This is a genomic window from Streptomyces sp. NPDC006925 (assembly GCF_042869575.1).
In the GTDB taxonomy this organism is placed as follows: Bacteria; Actinomycetota; Actinomycetes; order Streptomycetales; family Streptomycetaceae; genus Streptomyces.
Genome location: NZ_JBIAGB010000033.1, coordinates 1 through 17,618 on the forward strand (window position 1 = coordinate 1; position 17,618 = coordinate 17,618).

Sequence of the window (17,618 nt, forward strand, 5' to 3'; positions counted from 1 at the left end):
AGGGATCTCGACAATCCACATTCTCGCTGGTCAGAGGCACTTTCTGCTTATGTGATCACCCATCGGACACCACGCCTCGTGAAAGCCGGAGGCTAACGCGCTGGCTACTCGCTGTCGCGTTTGTGGCCGAGGCGACACTGAGGGGTCAGCGAGCCACGAGGCAACAGTCTTTGGTGCTACTTGTACCCGTCTCGCCAGCTCATGCTCACCTACATTGGCGCGCTCCATAGCACGTGCGAGCGTCGTGTTCAAGACATCCCCCCTGTCGGTTTCTCCAGGAAGTCAGTCTAGGGCGCTCCTGGAGCTACCGACAGTGCGCGGGCGTATCCGCTGTGCATGTGCGGGGAGTTGTCTGGCTGTGACGAACCCCGGCGACCGCGTGATCGGCCCGGGGGAGTGGCTCACGCTGACAAGGAGCGCGAACATGGCCGACCCTAACCGCCCCCATCTGCAACCGGCAGTCATCCCCTTGCGGAACCGGCGGGAGTGCGACGACTGCGCTGTGTTCGTGTCGCTTATCCGCAGAGAGCCGGACGGTGAACCGGCGCGCAACCTGGCAAGGGCGTACCGGGTTCATCTGGCTGCCCGTCACGACTATGCGGAGGCTGCCGCGTGGATCATCGTGCGTGCTGATCTCGGCGAGGGGATTGTATGAGTCTCCGACGGGGCGCCACGGTGCGTGTGAAGGGCTCCGAGACGCTGCTGCGGCTGATGGCGGTGGAAACCGTTTACGACTCCAGCAGGAAGCCCGGAAGGCAGGGGCCAGCCATCGAGACGGCCTTCCTCCGCCCGCTTGCCGGCGGGATCGAAGCGGGTGTCCCACTGGAATGTGTCGAGACCGTCTGCGACCATCCCGGCAAGTTGGAGCAGCGCGACGACGGCCGATACTGCCGGGGCTGTGGAGCGCTGATCTACGCGGCGGGTTCCCGGCGGTAGCCATATCGCACGGAGAGCCCCGTTCGCGTATGGCGCGGACGGGACTACCTGCCGGTGGGCTTGTGCCGGATTCCCCGTAGGCCCAACAGCCCGATCGCGGTCCCGAGGGCGAACGACACGACGGCAAGCGTAAGGTGCACCCAGAAGTACGCCGTAGGGTTCCCATGATCGAACGCCAGGCCGCTGGCGTCCTTGAACAGGTTCTTGACGAAGGTGATCCAGACCACCCACGACCAGATGCCGAAACCGAACAGGAACCAGGAGGTAGGGCGGCCGATGCGCATGCGCTGTCCTTCGTGCTGGGGATCGCTGCCCAGTATGCCTTTCTGGCCTGCGGTGCCGGTCGGCTGGTCACCGCGTAGGTGCTGATGGACCACCCTCGCTCCGAATCCCTGGAAGGACAGCAGCGGACTGGCCTTCGGCGACGCCGGTGCGCCCACGGGCTACTTCTGGGTCCACCTGCTGCTGGCGATCACCTCGTTCCTGCTGGGAACGGCCATCGGCGTGCTCGGACTGCGCGGAGTGCGGGCAGCCCGGCGCACCTGAGGCGGTCGCGGGATCCGGTGAGCGGGGGAGACGAGGGGGAGGGACGACTTTCATGGTGGCTGTGTTCGTACTGATCGGGCTCGTCGTGCTGGGCCTGCTGGCCGGTACGCACCTGTACCTGTGGCGGCGCTTCGTACGCGACGTGTCCGCGCCCGGCGGCCTGTGGCGCCGCCTCGGCACCGTGCTGGCGGTACTGCTGCCGGTCACCACCCTCGGCGCGCTCGTCTCCGGCCGGGCCGGCGCCCCCTTCCTGATGGAGCAGATATTCGCCTGGCCGGGCTTCCTCTGGCTGGCCTGCCTGCTCTACCTGACCCTGGCGCTGCTCGCCGGAGAGCTGGTGCGGTTCGTCCTGCGGCGCACCCCCTGGGGGCGGGCACGGTCGGTCCAGGATCCCGCCGCGGAGCCGGCCCCTGCCGCGGCCGAGCCGCCGCCGGTCGCGGTGCCGGTCGACTCCGCGGGCCGCCCCGCGGGCAACCTGGCCACGTCCGCCGGGTCGCCCGGCGCGGAGGGCACCGCCGCCGCGGAAGCCGGTCCTGCCGCCGGGGCCGGTTCCGCCGCCACCGGCTCCGGTACGGTCGAGCCCGCCGACGCCGGGACGCCCGGCAGCGCCCCGCACACCGTGCCCCTCGCCGCGCCCGTACCCTCCCGTCGCGTCTTCCTCGCCCGCACCCTCGCCGTCACAGCCGGCGCCGCCGGGCTGGGCACCACCGGCGCAGGGGCCTACAGCGTGCTGAACGGGCCGCCCCTCAAGCACGTCACCGTCCCGCTGGCCAAGCTCGGCCGCCGCACCCACGGCTACCGCGTCGCCGTCGTCAGTGACATCCACCTCGGGCCGATCCTGGGCCGCGGCCACACCCGGCGCATCGTCGACGCCATCAACGGCACCCAGCCCGACCTGGTGACGATCGTCGGCGACCTGGTCGACGGCAGCGTCGCGCACCTCGGCCCCGCCGCCGAGCCGCTGCGCGAGCTGCGCTCCCGGCACGGGACGTTCTTCGTGACCGGCAACCACGAGTACTTCGGCGACGCCCGTGCATGGATCGACCACCTGCGGGAACTGAACGTCCACCCGCTGGAGAACGCCCGCCGCGAACTGCCCGGCTTCGACCTCGCCGGGGTCAACGACCTCGCCGGCGAGGACCAGGGCGAAGGACCCGACTTCGACCGGGCACTCCGCGACCGGGACGCCGAACGGGCCTGCGTGCTCATGGCGCACCAGCCCGTGCAGATCCACGAGGCCGTGGACCACGGCGTCGACCTCCAGCTCTCCGGCCACACCCACGGCGGCCAGCTGTGGCCCGGCAACCATCTCGCGGCGCTCGCCAACCCGACCGTCGCCGGACTCGAACGCTACGGCGACACCCAGCTCTACGTCACCCGCGGCGCGGGCGCCTGGGGCCCGCCGGTCCGAGTCGGCGCCGACTCGGACATCACCGTCGTCACCCTCGCCGCGAAGACGGCGTAGCGCGGGTGCGTTTGTGCGGGCCGCGGCTCGCCTGCTGCGTGGGCCGCCGCCGTCCGCTGCGCGGGCCGTCGCTCAGCTGTCCAGCAGGTCGAGAGCCCGCGGCCAGGAGCTGCTGCGTGCGGCCTGGTCCGCCTCCGCGGTGGCGGCGACGGCGCCGTTCCGGCCGCCCTCCTGGCCCGGCTGGCCCAGCGGGAACCAGTTCACATGATGTCCGGCGTCCGGATACACCAGCTTCTTCGCACCCTGCCGGGCCATGGCGGCGGCCGAGGCCGCCGAACCCCACATCCTGTCGTTGCCGCCCGCGACGGCGAGCACCGTGCCGCGCACCCGGTCCAGCGGGATCGGCCCGGTCGGCACCGGCTCCCCGTGATCGGTCCAAGCGGTGGTGCCGCTCAGATAGGGGCCGTTGACCTTGGACGACGGCGCGTACGCGATCACGTCGCGGAACACCTCGGGGCGTCGCTGCCCGAGCAGCTGCGCGGCCTCGCTGCCCCGTGAGTTGCCCATCACGGCCAGCTTCTCCGGATCGGCGCCCCGCTGCTTCCGGAGCAGCCGCCCGGCCCGCGTGAAGTAGTCCAGATCGATGCTGTCGATGCCGTTCGGGCGCCCGGAATCCTTCCCGCACCGGAAATAGCACACCGACATCGCCGGGTGCCCGTGCGAGGCCAGCAGCGCCGCCGTGTACGTACCGGAGTTGCCGCCCTCCGAGCCGCCGAACACCAGCACCGGCGCCTTCGCGCCCCCGCCGTCCCGCCCTTCGGGCGGCAGGTAGAGATCGCCCGCCACCTTGTCCCCGGCGACGGTCAGCTCACGGTGCGTGGTGCCCTTCGTCAGCCACTGCCGGACCAGATCGCGGCGTGCCACCCGCTCGCCCCTGTCCTTCCCGGACAGCGCGGTCGCGCTGAACCGCACCGAGTAGGAGCGCTGCCGGCCGGGCGGGCCCGGGTGGTACGAGAACGCCTTACCGCTGCCGATCAGCTTCTTCGCCCGGCCACCGGTCGGCAACATGCGCTCCAGCAGGTCCGCGGTGCCGCCACTGCCCAGGTCGACGGCGCCGTCCTCGTCCGCCGTCCGCCGCACCGCCGCGGCCCACCGCTGATCGTGCCGGTCCTTCGCCCCGGCGGTGATCCTGACCTTCGTGCCCGGGGTGAGCCCTTCGAGCCGTACGTGCACGGGCGCGTCCGCGCGGGCCACCGGGTGGTCCGCCGCGAAGCGCACTCCGTGCTGCCCGGTCGGCTGTGCCGTCGCCTGGTCCTTCGCGGGGTCGCTCGCCCCGCAGGCCGACGCGGCGAGGGCCATGGCCACTGCCGTTGCCGTCGGTGCGATCCGTATGCGTCCCATCGTCCGCACGATACGCACACTCTCCCGGCGCCCCCTCGCGGGGGCGCCGCCTCGCCCTTGCGGGCCGCCCTTGCGTGTCGGGGCTTCGCCCCGTGCCTCCTGGGGTGCCTCGGGGCGTCCCCCGTCTGTTGTGTGCCGGGTGCGGCGCCGTTGTCGGGGGCTTTGCCCCGGGCCCCCTTTTGTCCTCGCCGGACGGGCGTTGGGGGGGCGTTGGGGGGGGCGGCTCCGCCCCCCCCAAGCCCCCGGGGCAGGGGAGGACGGCGCCAAGGGCGTAGCCCCAGGCACCGGCTCTGACACTCGTCTTGGTCGGGGCCCTACCCCCGCGTCGTCGGCGTCACCAGCCCCAGCTCGTACGCCAAGATGACCAACTGCACCCGGTCCCGCGCGTCCAGCTTCGTCAGCAGCCTGCCCACATGGGCCTTGGCCGTGGCCATGCTGATGTGCAGCCGCGTGGCGATCTCCGCGTTGGACAGTCCGCGACCAACGAGGGTGAGCACTTCCCGTTCGCGGACGGTGATGCCCTCCACCGGTCGCGGGGGCGGCGGTGTGACATCGAGGCGGGCCGAGAACTCCGCGATCAGGCGGCGTGTCACACTCGGTGCGATGAGGGCGTCGCCCGCGTCGACGACCTCGATCGCGGTGAGGATCTGGTCCATGTCCATGTCCTTGACGAGGAAGCCGCTCGCCCCTGCACGCAGCGCGCCGTAGACGTTCTCGTCGTCGTCGAACGTAGTGAGGATGAGGACCTTCGGTGGTGTGCTGGAGCCCGCGGTGATCCGCCGGGTGGCCTCGATGCCGTCCATGCCGGGCATCCGGATGTCCATCACCACCATATCCGGTGCCATCTGCTCGGCGAGCCGCACCGCCTCCTCCCCGTTCGCCGCTTCACCCGCCACCTCCAGCCCGGGGCGGTCGGCGATCAGCACCCGCAGCCCGTGCCGGACCAGCGGCTGGTCATCGGTGAGCAGTACCTGGATCATGTGACTGCCACCGGCAGTGGGAGCCGTGCCGCAACACGGAAGCCGCCCTCGGGGCGCGGTCCGGCCGTGAACTCGCCGTGCAGCAGCGCCGCCCGTTCCCGCATGCCCGTCAGCCCGTAGCCGGCCGCGCCGGGCAGTCCGGACAGGCCGCGGCCCTCGTCAGTGATCTCGATGAACAGATCGTCCTGCTGGCAGTCGATGGTCACCCGGCAAGCGGGGGCACCCGAGTGGCGGACCACGTTGGTGATCGCCTCCTGGATGATGCGGTATCCGGACAGCTCGATCTCCGCCGGCAGCGGCCGCCGCTCCCGGCGCCACTCGATGTCCACCCGCACCCCCGCGCCCTGGGCCCGCTCCACCAACCCGTCGAGATCGGCGAGCCCCGGCGCCGGGCCGAGCGGTGCACCATCCCCGGGGACCGCCTGCCGCAGCGCGCCGAGCATCCGGCGCAGGCCCGCCAAGGTGTCCCGGCTGGTGTCCTCAATGGCGGCAAGGGCGTTACGGGCCTCCGACGGCTGAGTGCCGATGACACGCCGACCCACCCCGGCCTGGATGGCGATGACGCCGATGCTGTGCGCCACCATGTCATGCAGCTCCCGGGCGATCCGCAGCCGCTCCGCGACAATGGCCTGCTCAGCTGCCCGCGCCCGCAGGTCGGCTGTGTGCTGGCGGCGCTCGCGGACCGAGTGGCCGACCGTCCAGGCGGTGACCATCATCAGAGCCAGGAAGACCAAGGCGGCGAGGAACGGCGACGAACCCTCCCGGTAGTAGCCGGCGCCCCCGATCTGTACGCCGAGCGCCACCAGCGCGGCGACGACTGCGGTCCGTCTCGACCGGGTGGCGGCGATCCATCCGACGGTGAGATCGGTGAGGACTGCCTGCAGAGACGCGACCTGCCACGCTTGCGTCTGCGCGGGCGGCACGATGCCCATCACGCGCTGGCCCGCAGCCATCACCGAGTCCGCCCGCACGGTCGCCGCGAAGGAGGCGGTGAGCAGCAGCGCCAAGGCGGGCAGCGGCCGACACAGCACCAGGGGCAGCAGCAGAACGGCCAGCAGTGCGGCCGGCAGCAGACGCATGCCGGTCAGTTCCCGGCCGGTGTTCAGCACGACGACGTAGAGCAGGACGACGTATGCACTACCTGAGCACCAGGCCAGGACCTCGCCAAGGAGCGACCGCGGAACATCCAGCGGGGCTTTCATGCGCCGATCATAGGCAGGCAGCCCACAGCGCGGCATTGGCCCACGGGCCTACTCTCAGGGGCTACTTGAAACGCCCCGATTGCGGCCCGTGGTCCGATGCCCGAGTCGTATCCGCCCCGGCAGCGTGGGCACCGTGATCGAAGCAACCGAACTCACCAAGCGCTACGGCAAGACCACCGCCGTGGAACGGCTGTCCTTCACCGTACGCCCGGGCGTGGTCACCGGGTTCCTGGGCCCGAACGGTGCAGGGAAGACCACCACGCTGCGAATGGCCCTCGGGTTGAACCAGCCCACGGGCGGCACCATCACCGTCGACGGGCAACCTTTCGGCGACCGCCCCCGCGGTCTGCGGGACGTCGGCGCCCTGCTCAACGCCCACGACGTACACGGCGGCCGCACCGCCCACGCCCACCTGACGACGCTGGCAGTCAGCAACGGCCTGCCGCGCAGGCGGGTCTCGGAGGTGCTGGCAGAGGTAGGTCTGGCAGACGCGGCCGGCCGCAGGATCGACGGATTCTCCCTGGGGATGAAACAACGGCTCGGTATCGCCGCCACCCTGCTCGGCGATCCGCCCGTACTGCTCTTCGACGAACCGCTCAACGGCCTCGACCCCGAGGGGGTGCGCTGGGCGCGCGGCCTCTTCAAGCAGCTGGCGGACGAGGGCCGTACCGTGCTCGTCTCCAGCCATCTGATGCGGGAGATGGAGCAGACCGCCGAGGAGTTGATCGTCATCGGCCGCGGCAGGCTGATCGCGGCACAGAGCCTGCGCGACTTCGCAGCCCGCAGCACACAGCTGCGGGTGAGCGTCCGTACCCCCGACACGGAACTCCTCCCCGCACTGCTGACAGGCGAGGGCGCGACGGTTCGGCCGGAGGACGACGGGTCGTACACCGTGACCGGCCTGCCCGCGGAGCGCATCGGCGAACTCGCCTTCACGCACAGGGTGCGGCTGCACGAGCTCAGCCCGCAGCCGGCCTCCCTGGAGGAAGCGTTCATGGAACTCACTCAGGAAAGCGTCGAATACTCCGCAGGAGTCGCCCGATGACCGCCGTACTCGGCAATGCCCCCGCCCGCCTCCCGGTCGGGGTACCTGCACGGTTCCGTCATCTCCTCGCCGCCGAGTGGATCAAACTCTGGTCACTGCGCTCCACCTACTGGGTGCTCAGTGCCGGCGCGCTGACCGTGATCGGCATCAATGTGAACTCCGCCGCGTCGAACGCGGACCGGTTGGCGCATCAGCAACTGCCGTCGGAGCCGCCGCCGGGGGTTTCGGCCCGCCCTGAGCCGTTGTTCGATCCGCTGCACACGGCGTTCGTCGATCCCGCCTGGCAGCTGCTCATGGTCATCGCTGCAACGGTGGGAGGAATCGCGGTCTTCGGCGAGTACACCAGTGGGCTGATCCGTACGACCTTCACCGCCGTGCCTGACCGGCAGGCGGTGATCGCCGCCAAAGTGACCGTGGTGTCGGGGGTCATGCTGACGCTCGGCACGCTCGTCTCCGGCACCTCCTTCGGTGTCACCCAGATGCTGCTGAGGGAGTACGGCGGCCTGTCGCTGGGCGACCCAGGCGCACTGCGCGCTGTCACCGCAGCCGCTCTCCTGGCACCCCTGTGTGCGCTGGTCGGTATGGCGGTGGGTGCGGTCATCCGGCACGCCGCGGGCTCCATCGTCGCCGTCATCGCCCTGCTGTTGCTGGTACCGGCGCTGTTCCAGGGCGAGCGCTACCGCTGGGTCAAGGAGATCGGCAACGCCATGCCGTTCAGCGCCTGGGAGCGGCTGGTGATGAACCCGGAGCGGGCGCGCGACCTGGGCAAGTATCCGCTGACAAGCACCGAGGCGTGGATCGTCTACGGCGCGTGGGCCACTGCGGCGGTGGCCATCGCGGTCCTCGTGGTGCGACGCCGGGATGTATGACCGAAGAGCCTGCCACCGTCTGCCCGTTACTTGCCGGCACCCCGAGTTGGTGCCCTCTGTCACCCTCACGGGTGCACTTGGATGAGACGGAACGCTCTCGCCAACCGAGACAAGCCCGCGACGGATGCCGGTGAATACGGCGGCCTCTGCGCGCAGGACCCAGGATCAAGGGATTCGGCGAGGTGGTCGACGGCGCCGTCGGCGTCACCGCGGGCGGCGTCGCCGACGCCCGTGGCGGCCAGGAGATGACGGCGAAACCCGGCACAGGAAGCCGGAGAACGTCTGGCGCTGCTTCGACAAGCCCTCGCCGGAGGCGATCGCCGAGATCACCAGCCTGCTGGTGCCAGGTGATGCTCGGCGGTGTCCCGCGCCAGCCCCCGTTGATCAGTCCGCGGCGTCGCGCTGCCTGACGTCATACCTGTCGCGATGGGTGAGGACCTCCTCCATGTGGCCCTCCGCCCATACCTTGATTCCCCGCATGATCCCCTGCAGCGAGCGGCCGAGATCGGTGAGCTCGTAACTGACGGTGACGGGCACCGTAGGGGTCACCGTCCTGGTCACCAACCCGTCGCGCTCGAGTGCGCGCAACGTCTGCGTCAGCATCTTCTGGCTCACGCCCGAGATCAGACGGGACAGCTCGGAAAAGCGCATGGGCCGCGGTTTTTCGACGGCGGTCTCCCCAGGACGTGGGCCGTCCCCGCCCAGCGCGGCGAGCACGAGGGCGACCCACTTGTCGGAGATGCGCTCCAGAAGCCGGCGGCTGGGACACATCGCGAGGAACGCGTCGTACTCCCGCTTGGCCTCGGCCCGCCGCTCGGACGCGGTCCTGGTCGCCATGGCTCATCCCCTCCGCTGGGTGACTTACTTACTTCAAGGTGCCTACTTCCCCATGGGAAGTGACTCCTTCCATGCTGGTGCTGCAGCACAGCGATGGCAAGACCTCACAAAAGCCCTCCACGAAGGAGTAGGTGGCAATGCATCAGAAGACCTCTCGGCGAGCGGTGGTCCGCGCCCCGTCCGGGCCCCAGTCGATCGAGACCGTCGACCTCCCGGTGGCCGAGCCGGGGCCGGAGGAAATCCTCGTCAGGATCGCCGCCGCGGCGATCAACCCCGTCGACCTGGGCGTGGCCGCAGGCGTCTTCCACCGCCTCGGCATGATCCACCAGCCGCACTGGACCGGTCTCGGCTGGGACTTCGCCGGCGCCGTCGAGGCTGCCGGACCCGGCGTCGAGCTGCCGGTCGGTACCCCCGTCGCCGGGTTCCTCGACGGCTTCGACCGCGACCATGGCTCCCACGCCGAACACCTCCTCGTCCCCGCCGCGAACGCCGCCGTCGTCCCGGACGGCGTGGACCTGGTCGAGGCGGCGACGGTGCCGCTCAACGCAACCGCCGCGGCCCAGCTCGTCGACCTCCTCGGCGACGCGCCGAGCGAGGCGCGTCGCCTGCTGGTCACCGGCGCGGCCGGCGCGGTGGGCGCGCACGTCGCCGTGCTCGCGCAGGACCGCGGCTGGCAGGTGACCGGGCTGGCCCGAGCGGCAGACGAGCCGTTCGTCAGGGGCCTCGGCGTCGACTTCGCCACCGACCTCGGACAGGGCTGGGAAGGCGTCGCCGACGCCGGAGCCCTGCAGGAACCCGCCCTCAAGGCGGTGCGCGACGGGGGCCGTTTCGTCGGCGTGCAGCCGGCCGCGCGGCTGTCCGAGGAACGTGGCATCACCGTCGAGGTCATCTTCGCCCGTCCCGACGGTCCGCTGCTCGCCCGTCTGCTCGCACGGGTCGCAGCGGGGGAGCTGCCGGCTCGCGTCCACGCCGTCGCACCGCTCGACGACGCGGCCGACGCCTACCAGGCGATGGCCAAGGGCGGCGTCCGCGGCCGGATCGTCCTCGTCCCCTGACAGCGCAGCCCCAGCTCCACGACAACAACCACTTCGCCAAGAACGATTCCCCCGACAGAACAGGACAGCTGATGCTCACCACCATCGCCACCGTTGTCGCCGGCCTCCTCGGTGCGGGCCTCATCCTCATGGGCGGGAGCGCTGTCACGAAGCCGCGGGGCGCCGCCGGCTTCGGCATCCCCGACACACCGGTCGACGACCCCGGGTTCCGGCCCTGGCTGCGTGTGAAGGGTCTGCGGGAGATCGCGCCCGGGGCTTTCGTCTTCGTACTGATGCTCGCCGCGACCTCGTCGGTGCTGGGTTGGTACTTGCTGGTGTTCGCCGCGATACCGGCCGGAGATGCGCTGGTCGTGCTGCGCAGCGGCGGACCGAAGGCCACCGCATACGGCGTCCACGCCGCAACGTCGGCGGTGATGCTGGTGACCGGCAGCTGCCTCCTCCTGGCCTGACCCACGGCCGCCTGAGGGGGACTGTCCGATGCTGCGCGGGATGTCGTCCCAGTGCCGCTCGATGCGGGCCAGGTCGATCCGGTCGCGTGCGGCGTCGGTGAAAGGCCGTAGTCGGCGGCGCGGTCGATGCGCCACGTCTTCTGGTCGGGCAGATCGGTCAGTTGCGGCACGTACGTGTATCCGGCCAGGGTGAGCAGGTCGCGCTGCTGCGCGCTCAGCTCGCCGTCGAGTGAGAGTGCCGAGCGCAGGGCCTGCAGCGTGTCCGCTGCAGGCACGTTCCAGGTCCTGTAGGCCCTTCGATGCATGTCACCGTCCAGGTCGGTGAACATCTCGGCATACTGCGGCCTGGACGCCTCGGCCGGGCGCTCCTGCCGAGGAAAACCCCCGGCTGTGCGCGTGGGAAGTGTCCAGATGCTGTCTGTCACAGCCCAAGAGCGCTCCCGCAGTCGAAAGTCCCCCGGCGGTTGCCGGAGGGGGAAAGGGAGGGCGAAGCCTGGGTACCTGGGGGTTTCCAAGGGGGCGGAGCCCCCTTGGCGGGGGGCCGTGGGGGGGGGGGGGCCCCCCCCCCCCCCCCCCCACCGCCCCGCCGGGGGCGCCGCGGGGGGGGGCCCCCCCCCCCCCCCCCCCCCCCCCCCCCCCCCCCCGGCCCCCCCCCCGACACGACCTCTCGGCGGCAGCCGATGGAGCCAGGGGGCGTGCCCCCACAACGCGCCCCCCCCCGCGAAGGGGAGGGCCGGGAACGCCAGGGGGCGTGCCCCCACAACGCGACGCACCCCGCGACGGGGGGAACCGACCCCGCGAAGACGCCCCCCGCGAAGGGGGGCGTTCCGGGGAGGGTCAGAAGCGGCGGGTGATCAGGGCCCGCTTGACCTCCTGGATGGCCTTGGTGACCTCGATACCCCGCGGACAGGCGTCCGTGCAGTTGAACGTGGTGCGGCAGCGCCATACCCCGTCCCGGTCGTTGAGGATCTCCAGCCGCTGCTCGCCGCCCTCGTCGCGCGAGTCGAAGATGAACCGGTGCGCGTTGACGATGGCTGCGGGCCCGAAGTACTGGCCGTCGTTCCAGAAGACCGGGCAGGACGAGGTGCACGCGGCGCACAGGATGCACTTGGTGGTGTCGTCGAACCGCTCCCGGTCCGCGGCGGACTGGTAGCGCTCACGGGTGGGCTCGTTGCCGTTGGTGATGAGGAACGGCATCACGTCGCGGTAGGCCTGGAAGAACGGCTCCATGTCGACGACCAGGTCCTTGAGGACCGTGAGCCCCTTGATCGGCTCGACCGTGATCGGCTTCTCGGGGTTGATGTCCTTCAGCAGCGTCTTGCAGGCGAGCCGGTTGCGCCCGTTGATCCGCATGGCGTCCGAGCCGCAGATGCCGTGGGCGCAGGAGCGGCGGAAGGTGAGGGTGCCGTCCTGTTCCCACTTGATCTGGTGGAGCGCGTCGAGGACGCGGTCCTTCGGGTCGATCTTCAGGGTGAAGTCCTGCCACTGCGCGTCCTCGGAGACCTCCGGGTTGAACCGGCGGATCCGCAGCGTGAGGGTGATCAGGTGCGAGGCGCTGTTCTCGGCCGAGTCGACGGGCCCGGCGGAGTCGTTCTTGTCCAGCGTTGCGGTGCTCATCAGTACTTACGCTCCATCGGCTGGTAGCGGGTCTGCACGACCGGCTTGTAGTCCAGCCGGATCGACTCGGTGCCGTCGTCGCCCACCTCGCGGTACGCCATGGTGTGCCGCATGAAGTTGACGTCGTCGCGGTTGGGGAAGTCCTCGCGGTAGTGACCGCCGCGCGACTCCTTGCGGGCGAGCGCGGAGACCGCCGTGACCTCGGCCAGGTCGAGCAGGTTGCCCAGCTCCAGGGCCTCCAGCAGGTCGGTGTTGAAGCGCTTGCCCTTGTCCTGGACGCTGATGTCGCGGAAGCGCTTGCGCAGGGCGCCGATCTCCTCGACGGCCTCCTTCAGCGTCTGCTCGGTGCGGAAGACCATGACGTTCTTGTCCATGGTGGCCTGCAGCGCCTTGCGGATGTCGACCACGCGCTCGTTGCCGGTGGCGTCGCGCAGGTTCTCGATCTCGTCGAGGACGAACGTGGCCGGGTCCTCGGGCAGGTCGACGTGGTCGGCGGTGGCCGCGTAGTCGGCGGCGGCGATGCCGGCCCGGCGGCCGAAGACGTTGATGTCCAGCAGCGAGTTGGTGCCCAGCCGGTTGGCGCCGTGCACCGAGACGCAGGCGACCTCGCCGGCCGCGTACAGGCCGGGGATGGGGGTGCTGTTGTCCGCCAGCACCTCGCCCTGCACGTTGGTGGGGATGCCGCCCATCGCGTAGTGCGCGGTCGGCTGGATCGGCACCGGGTCGGTGTAGGGCTCGATGCCCAGGTAGGTGCGCGCGAACTCGGTGATGTCGGGCAGCTTGGCGTCGAGCTGCTCCGGCGGCAGGTGCGTGAGGTCCAGGTAGACGTGGTCCTTGTCGGCACCGCAGCCGCGGCCCTCGCGGATCTCGGTGTAGATCGCGCGGGAGACGACGTCACGCGAGGCGAGGTCCTTCATGACGGGCGCGTACTTCTCCATGAAGCGCTCGCCGTCCTTGTTCCGCAGGATGCCGCCCTCGCCGCGGGCGCCCTCGGTGAGCAGGATGCCCATCTTCCAGATGCCGGTCGGGTGGAACTGGAAGAACTCCATGTCCTCCAGCGGCAGCCCGCGCCGGAACGCGGCGGCCTGGCCGTCGCCGGTCAGGGTGTGCGCGTTGGAGGTGACCTTGAAGAACTTGCCGTTGCCGCCGGAGGCGAAGACGACGGACTTGGCGCGGAAGACGTGCACGTCGCCGGTGGCCAGTTCGTAGGCGACGACTCCGGCGGTCCTGCGGATGCCGTCCACGTCGTTGAGGAGCAGGTCCAGGACGTAGAACTCGTTGAAGAACTCCACACCCTCCTTGACGCAGTTCTGGTACAGCGTCTGGAGGATCATGTGGCCGGTGCGGTCGGCGGCGTAGCAGGAGCGGCGCACCGGGGCTTCGCCGTGGTTGCGCGAGTGCCCGCCGAACCGCCGCTGGTCGATGGTGCCATCCGGGGTGCGGTTGAAGGGCAGGCCCATCTTCTCCAGGTCGAGGACGGAGTCGATGGCCTCCTTCGCCAGGATCTCGGCGGCGTCCTGGTCGACCAGGTAGTCGCCGCCCTTGATCGTGTCGAAGGTGTGCCACTCCCAGTTGTCCTCCTCGACGTTGGCGAGGGCGGCGGCCATGCCGCCCTGCGCCGCGCCGGTGTGGGAGCGGGTGGGGTAGAGCTTGGTCAGCACCGCGGTGCGGCTGCGCTTGGTGGACTCGATGGCCGCGCGCATACCGGCGCCGCCCGCGCCGACGATGACGGTGTCGTACTTGTGGATCTTGACGTTGTTCATCGGGAAAACCTCAGCCTTCAGCCCCGGTACGTCAGCGGATGTTCGGGTCGAAGGTGAAGATCACCAGCGTGCCCAGCAGGACGGTGAAGACGGTGGCCGTGTAGAGCAGCATCTTCAGCCAGAAGCGGGTGTTGTCGCGCTCGGCGTAGTCGTTGATCACCGTGCGCAGCCCGTTGGCGCCGTGCAGCATCGCCAGCCACAGCATCGTCAGGTCCCACACCTGCCAGAACGGCGAGGCCCAGCGGCCCGCGACGAACGCGAAGCCGATCTTGCTGACGCCGCCGTCCAGCACGAGCTGGATCAGCAGGTGGCCCAGGACGAGCACCACCAGCACGATGCCCGACAGCCGCATGAACAGCCATGTCTGCATCTCGAAATTGCCGCGGGACGCCTTGGGCGTCTTCGCGGTCCGCTTGCGCGGCGCTTCGATGACGGGGGCCGGGTGGTCCACGTCGTACAGCGTGACGCTGTCGGTGGGCTCGCCCGCGCCGTCGTTCTTGGCGGCCTCGGTCGTCTCGGTCGTCGACATCACGGATCAGCTCCCGAACAGCTCGCGCAGCGTGTGCTGCAGGACCGGGTAGAAGGCACCGGCCATGAGGACGATCCACACGCCCAGCACGGTCCACAGCATCTGCTTCTGGTACCTCGCGCCCTTCGACCAGAAGTCCACGGCGATGACCCGCAGGCCGTTCAGCGCGTGGAAGAGGATGGCGGCCACCAGGCCGTACTCCATCAGGTTGACGAGCGGAGTCTTGTAGATCGCGACAGTGTCGTCGTACGCCTCTGGCGAGACGCGGACGAGCGCGGTGTCGAGGACGTGCACGAACAGGAAGAAGAAGATGAGGACGCCGGTGACTCGGTGAGCCACCCAGGACCACATTCCTTCCCGGCCGCGGTACAGCGTTCCAGCCGGCACGGATAAACCCTCCGGGAGCGGATATTGGGGCCTGCCGGCTTCGGTAGGTCGGGCGGGCCCGGCCGGGTACGGTCCACCGGCCTCGGTCATCGTAGCGACGGGTTGTCGGCACCTTCGCCCAGGGGTGTGCAGGTGTGATCAATCAGGCACGGACGGCCTATCCGCGGTGTGAGCAGCGACACACCGCGGCCCGTGTGGCGGGGCTCAGTCCGCCGGTCCGGGCGCTGCCAGCCGGCCGAGCCGCCCGCGCGCCAGCCGCCGCAGCTCCTCCGCGGTGACCGCCCACTCCTCGTCGGCATCGTTCTCCAACCGCAACCTGATCCCCGCCAGTACCTGGTCCAGCCGCTCCTCGGCGGCGAACCCGTCCAGGCAGTAGAGGAACGCGTGTCCGAATTTCCGCTCGTACGCGCCGTGCGCGGCTCGCAGGGCCGTGTGCGCGGCGAGTACGCCCGGCTGCGGCTCGCCCTCCAGCGGGTGTGCGGCCGACTCGCAGACCAGTGCCTCCCGCAGGTCGGCCGGGGTCAGGTCGTAGCTCGCCTCGTCGGCCGCCGCCAGCAGGGCCTCCACATCCGGGTAGGGCCGGTGCGCCACGAGACGGCGGGCCCAGCGGCGGCTGCCGCAGCAGCGCAGCAGCAGCGGCTCGACCGTCGCGAGGGCCGCGCTGTTGAACCGGTCCAGGGGTGTCCGCGTTCCGTGGCGGGGAGGGGTGGGAAGGGTCATGCGCTCCGTAAGTCCGAAGGATCCGGATGTGGGCCCGGATGCGCCACGGTAGTGGCGACCAGGCAAGATCGGCCGTCCGAGTCGTGTTTTTCACCCGTAAGGGAATGCGTGGGGACGCATAGCTGACGGGGAAGGGCTGGGAAGGGGAAATACCGTATCCGTATGGGACGAAACTGGTCGAAGAAGTCGGGACGGACTGCCGTCGGGGCGCTCCGCCGCTCCGGCGCGCCGCTGGCACTCACCCTCGCCGTCAGCCTGCTCGGCCTGGCGGCCTGCGGCGGTGACGGCGACGAGGGCGGCGAGTCCCCCTCCGCCTCCCCGAGCGGATCGGCGCAGCCGCCCCAGGGCCCCGACCGGCTCGGCCCCGCACCCTCGGCCGTGCCCTCGGTGCGCCAGTGGAAGGCCGTACGGGGACCGGGCTGGCAGCGCACGGACCAGACCCGTGTCATCCCCGCCGCCGACTCGCTGCGCGACGAAGCCAAGCTGCTCGCCGACGAGCTGAAGGTGCCGGTCGCCAAGGGGCCGTCCCGCACCGGTGACATCGAGCTCAAGCGCGGCGAGGACGGCGGGAAGTCCCCCGGCGGCAAGGTGAACGGCGGCCCCGAGAGCTACCGGCTGGTCAGCAAGGACGGCAAGGTCACCATCACCGGAGGCGGCGACGCCGGGGTCTTCTACGGCACCCGCACCCTCCTCCAGACCTGGCGGGCCCAGGGCCGCTTCGCCGAGGGCACCGTCGCGGACGCCCCCGACCGCCCGCAGCGCGGCTTCTCCCTGGACATCGCGCGCAAGAACTTCAGCGCCGACTGGATCAAGGCCCGGATCCGCCAGATGGGCGACCTCAAGCTCAACCAGCTCCAGCTCCACCTCTCCGACGACCAGGCGTTCCGCGTCGAGAGCGAGACCCACCCCGAGATCGTCTCCGACCCCCACCTGACCAAGGCGCAGGTCCGCGACATCGTCGACCTCGCCGCCTCCCGGCACATCACCGTCATCCCCGAGATCGACTCGCCCGGCCACCTCGGCGCCGTCCTGAAGGCCCACCCCGAACTGCAACTGCGCAGCGCCTCGGGCGCCACCCCGCGCGGCGCGATCGACATCAGCAAGCCCGCCGCGGCCAAGCTCGTCGACGAACTGCTGGTCGAGTTCGCCGATCTGTTCCCCGGCAAGTGGGCGCACGCGGGCGGCGACGAGTACCAGGCACTGATGACGGAGAACCCGGAGCAGACCTACCCCGGGCTCGCGAAGAAGGCGCGGGAGGAGTTCGGGGACAAGGCCACCGTCCAGGACCTGGCGACCGCCTGGCTCAACGACCGCGCCTCGACCCTGGACAAGCAGGGCAAGATCCCGCAGGTGTGGAACGACGGCATGCACCGCGGCGGCGTCGTCAAGCCGAACAAGCCGCGCGAGGTCGCCTACTGGACCGGACGGGAAGCGGGGGAGCGGGAGCCGTCCGAGTACCTGAAGGAGGGCTGGAAGATCGTCAATCTCAACGACGAGTACCTGTACTACGTCCTCGGCCAGCCCAACAACTTCACCTACCCGACCGGCCGACGCATCTACGAGGAGTGGACCCCCGCCGTGGTGCGCGGCACCGAACCGGTGCCGGACAAGTGGGCCGGACGGGACCGCATCCTCGGCGGCCGGTTCGCCGTCTGGGGCGACCTCGCCGACGCGCAGACCACCGGACAGGTCGCCCGCGGGATCCGGCTGCCGCTCGCCGCGACGGCCCAGAAGCTGTGGGACCCGCAGCGGCCCGAACGCTCCTGGGACGACTTCGTGAAACTGGTCGACAAGGTGGACTGACCGGGACCGGCCCGGCCGTGGACCGACCGGCCCCGGTTCGGCGGCCGGGGGGGCGGGAAAAGCCGAGGGCGACC

General features: G+C 70.6%; 18 protein-coding genes and 2 pseudogenes. 9 read left to right on the plus strand and 11 right to left on the minus strand.

What is annotated here, in order from left to right; all coding sequences use genetic code 11:
• Positions 1-424 precede the first annotated feature (424 nt).
• Together ACFYNS_RS29160 and ACFYNS_RS29165 are read left to right on the plus strand one after the other, a co-directional pair.
• Positions 425-655 carry a hypothetical protein gene (locus tag ACFYNS_RS29160; RefSeq protein WP_388605785.1) on the plus strand — a complete coding sequence of 77 codons (231 nt, stop codon included), beginning with the start codon at positions 425-427 and terminating at the stop codon, positions 653-655.
• Positions 652-936 (plus strand): hypothetical protein, encoded by a 285-nt coding sequence (locus ACFYNS_RS29165; protein WP_360294886.1) that lies wholly within the window; start codon positions 652-654, stop codon positions 934-936. The genes ACFYNS_RS29160 and ACFYNS_RS29165 overlap by 4 nt, the downstream gene beginning before the upstream one ends.
• Before the next feature lie 44 nt (positions 937-980).
• On the opposite strand, the gene ACFYNS_RS29170 is transcribed toward ACFYNS_RS29165, so the two are convergent.
• Positions 981-1,220, minus strand: coding sequence for an SCO4848 family membrane protein (locus ACFYNS_RS29170; protein ID WP_360294914.1), 240 nt, complete (start codon positions 1,218-1,220; stop codon positions 981-983).
• A gap of 100 nt (positions 1,221-1,320) precedes the next feature.
• Between ACFYNS_RS29170 and ACFYNS_RS29175 the strand changes: the two are divergent.
• Together ACFYNS_RS29175 and ACFYNS_RS29180 are read left to right on the plus strand one after the other, a co-directional pair.
• Positions 1,321-1,482 (plus strand): annotated as a pseudogene (locus ACFYNS_RS29175) (SCO4848 family membrane protein); the annotation flags it as partial.
• A 52-nt stretch (positions 1,483-1,534) separates the two neighbouring features.
• Positions 1,535-2,947 (plus strand): metallophosphoesterase, encoded by a 1,413-nt coding sequence (locus ACFYNS_RS29180; RefSeq protein ID WP_388605787.1) that lies wholly within the window; start codon positions 1,535-1,537, stop codon positions 2,945-2,947.
• A 72-nt stretch (positions 2,948-3,019) separates the two neighbouring features.
• Here ACFYNS_RS29180 and ACFYNS_RS29185 read toward each other — a convergent pair whose 3' ends face one another.
• From ACFYNS_RS29185 to ACFYNS_RS29195, 3 genes are all read right to left on the minus strand, one after another.
• Positions 3,020-4,288 (minus strand): acyl-CoA thioesterase/BAAT N-terminal domain-containing protein, encoded by a 1,269-nt coding sequence (locus tag ACFYNS_RS29185; protein WP_388605789.1) that lies wholly within the window; start codon positions 4,286-4,288, stop codon positions 3,020-3,022.
• Between the two features lie 314 nt (positions 4,289-4,602).
• Positions 4,603-5,268 (minus strand): response regulator, encoded by a 666-nt coding sequence (locus tag ACFYNS_RS29190; protein ID WP_388605791.1) that lies wholly within the window; start codon positions 5,266-5,268, stop codon positions 4,603-4,605.
• Entirely contained in the window at positions 5,265-6,470 is a 1,206-nt protein-coding gene (locus ACFYNS_RS29195; RefSeq protein WP_360294876.1) for a sensor histidine kinase, read from the minus strand. Before ACFYNS_RS29195 ends, ACFYNS_RS29190 begins: the two co-directional genes overlap by 4 nt.
• 133 nt (positions 6,471-6,603) lie before the next feature.
• On the opposite strand from ACFYNS_RS29195, the gene ACFYNS_RS29200 reads away from it, so the two are divergent.
• Positions 6,604-7,515 carry an ABC transporter ATP-binding protein gene (locus ACFYNS_RS29200; protein WP_388605793.1) on the plus strand — a complete coding sequence of 304 codons (912 nt, stop codon included), beginning with the start codon at positions 6,604-6,606 and terminating at the stop codon, positions 7,513-7,515.
• On the plus strand, positions 7,512-8,384 hold the full coding sequence (locus tag ACFYNS_RS29205) for an ABC transporter permease (protein WP_388605795.1): 873 nt from the start codon (positions 7,512-7,514) through the stop codon (positions 8,382-8,384). Before ACFYNS_RS29200 ends, ACFYNS_RS29205 begins: the two co-directional genes overlap by 4 nt.
• 384 nt (positions 8,385-8,768) lie before the next feature.
• On the opposite strand, the gene ACFYNS_RS29210 is transcribed toward ACFYNS_RS29205, so the two are convergent.
• Positions 8,769-9,221 (minus strand): winged helix-turn-helix transcriptional regulator, encoded by a 453-nt coding sequence (locus tag ACFYNS_RS29210; RefSeq protein ID WP_388605797.1) that lies wholly within the window; start codon positions 9,219-9,221, stop codon positions 8,769-8,771.
• 137 nt (positions 9,222-9,358) lie between these two features.
• On the opposite strand from ACFYNS_RS29210, the gene ACFYNS_RS29215 reads away from it, so the two are divergent.
• Positions 9,359-10,276, plus strand: coding sequence for an NADP-dependent oxidoreductase (locus ACFYNS_RS29215; protein WP_388605798.1), 918 nt, complete (start codon positions 9,359-9,361; stop codon positions 10,274-10,276).
• A gap of 71 nt (positions 10,277-10,347) precedes the next feature.
• The gene (locus tag ACFYNS_RS29220; protein WP_388605800.1) at positions 10,348-10,725 is read left to right on the plus strand and encodes a DUF4267 domain-containing protein; all 378 of its coding nucleotides are present in this window, start codon (positions 10,348-10,350) and stop codon (positions 10,723-10,725) included.
• 23 nt (positions 10,726-10,748) lie between these two features.
• Here ACFYNS_RS29220 and ACFYNS_RS29225 read toward each other — a convergent pair.
• From ACFYNS_RS29225 to ACFYNS_RS29250, 6 genes and pseudogenes are all read right to left on the minus strand, one after another.
• Positions 10,749-10,922 (minus strand): annotated as a pseudogene (locus ACFYNS_RS29225) (Tn3 family transposase); the annotation flags it as partial.
• Between the two features lie 640 nt (positions 10,923-11,562).
• A complete protein-coding gene (locus ACFYNS_RS29230) occupies positions 11,563-12,342 on the minus strand; it encodes a succinate dehydrogenase iron-sulfur subunit (protein ID WP_075002103.1) in 780 nt (259 codons plus the stop codon).
• Positions 12,342-14,105 carry a succinate dehydrogenase flavoprotein subunit gene (gene sdhA / locus ACFYNS_RS29235; protein ID WP_366774620.1) on the minus strand — a complete coding sequence of 588 codons (1,764 nt, stop codon included), beginning with the start codon at positions 14,103-14,105 and terminating at the stop codon, positions 12,342-12,344. Before sdhA ends, ACFYNS_RS29230 begins: the two co-directional genes overlap by 1 nt.
• A 31-nt stretch (positions 14,106-14,136) precedes the next feature.
• Entirely contained in the window at positions 14,137-14,634 is a 498-nt protein-coding gene (locus tag ACFYNS_RS29240) for a succinate dehydrogenase hydrophobic membrane anchor subunit (RefSeq protein WP_366774619.1), read from the minus strand.
• Positions 14,635-14,640: 6 nt separating this feature from the next.
• Complete coding sequence (sdhC, locus tag ACFYNS_RS29245; RefSeq protein ID WP_037706945.1) at positions 14,641-15,021, minus strand: succinate dehydrogenase, cytochrome b556 subunit; 381 nt, start codon at positions 15,019-15,021, stop codon at positions 14,641-14,643.
• Between the two features lie 204 nt (positions 15,022-15,225).
• The gene (locus tag ACFYNS_RS29250; RefSeq protein WP_388605801.1) at positions 15,226-15,741 is read right to left on the minus strand and encodes a 2-oxo-4-hydroxy-4-carboxy-5-ureidoimidazoline decarboxylase; all 516 of its coding nucleotides are present in this window, start codon (positions 15,739-15,741) and stop codon (positions 15,226-15,228) included.
• Between the two features lie 162 nt (positions 15,742-15,903).
• Here ACFYNS_RS29250 and ACFYNS_RS29255 point away from each other — a divergent pair, with 162 nt between their 5' ends.
• A complete protein-coding gene (locus ACFYNS_RS29255; protein WP_388605803.1) occupies positions 15,904-17,544 on the plus strand; it encodes a glycoside hydrolase family 20 protein in 1,641 nt (546 codons plus the stop codon).
• Positions 17,545-17,618: the final 74 nt, after the last annotated feature.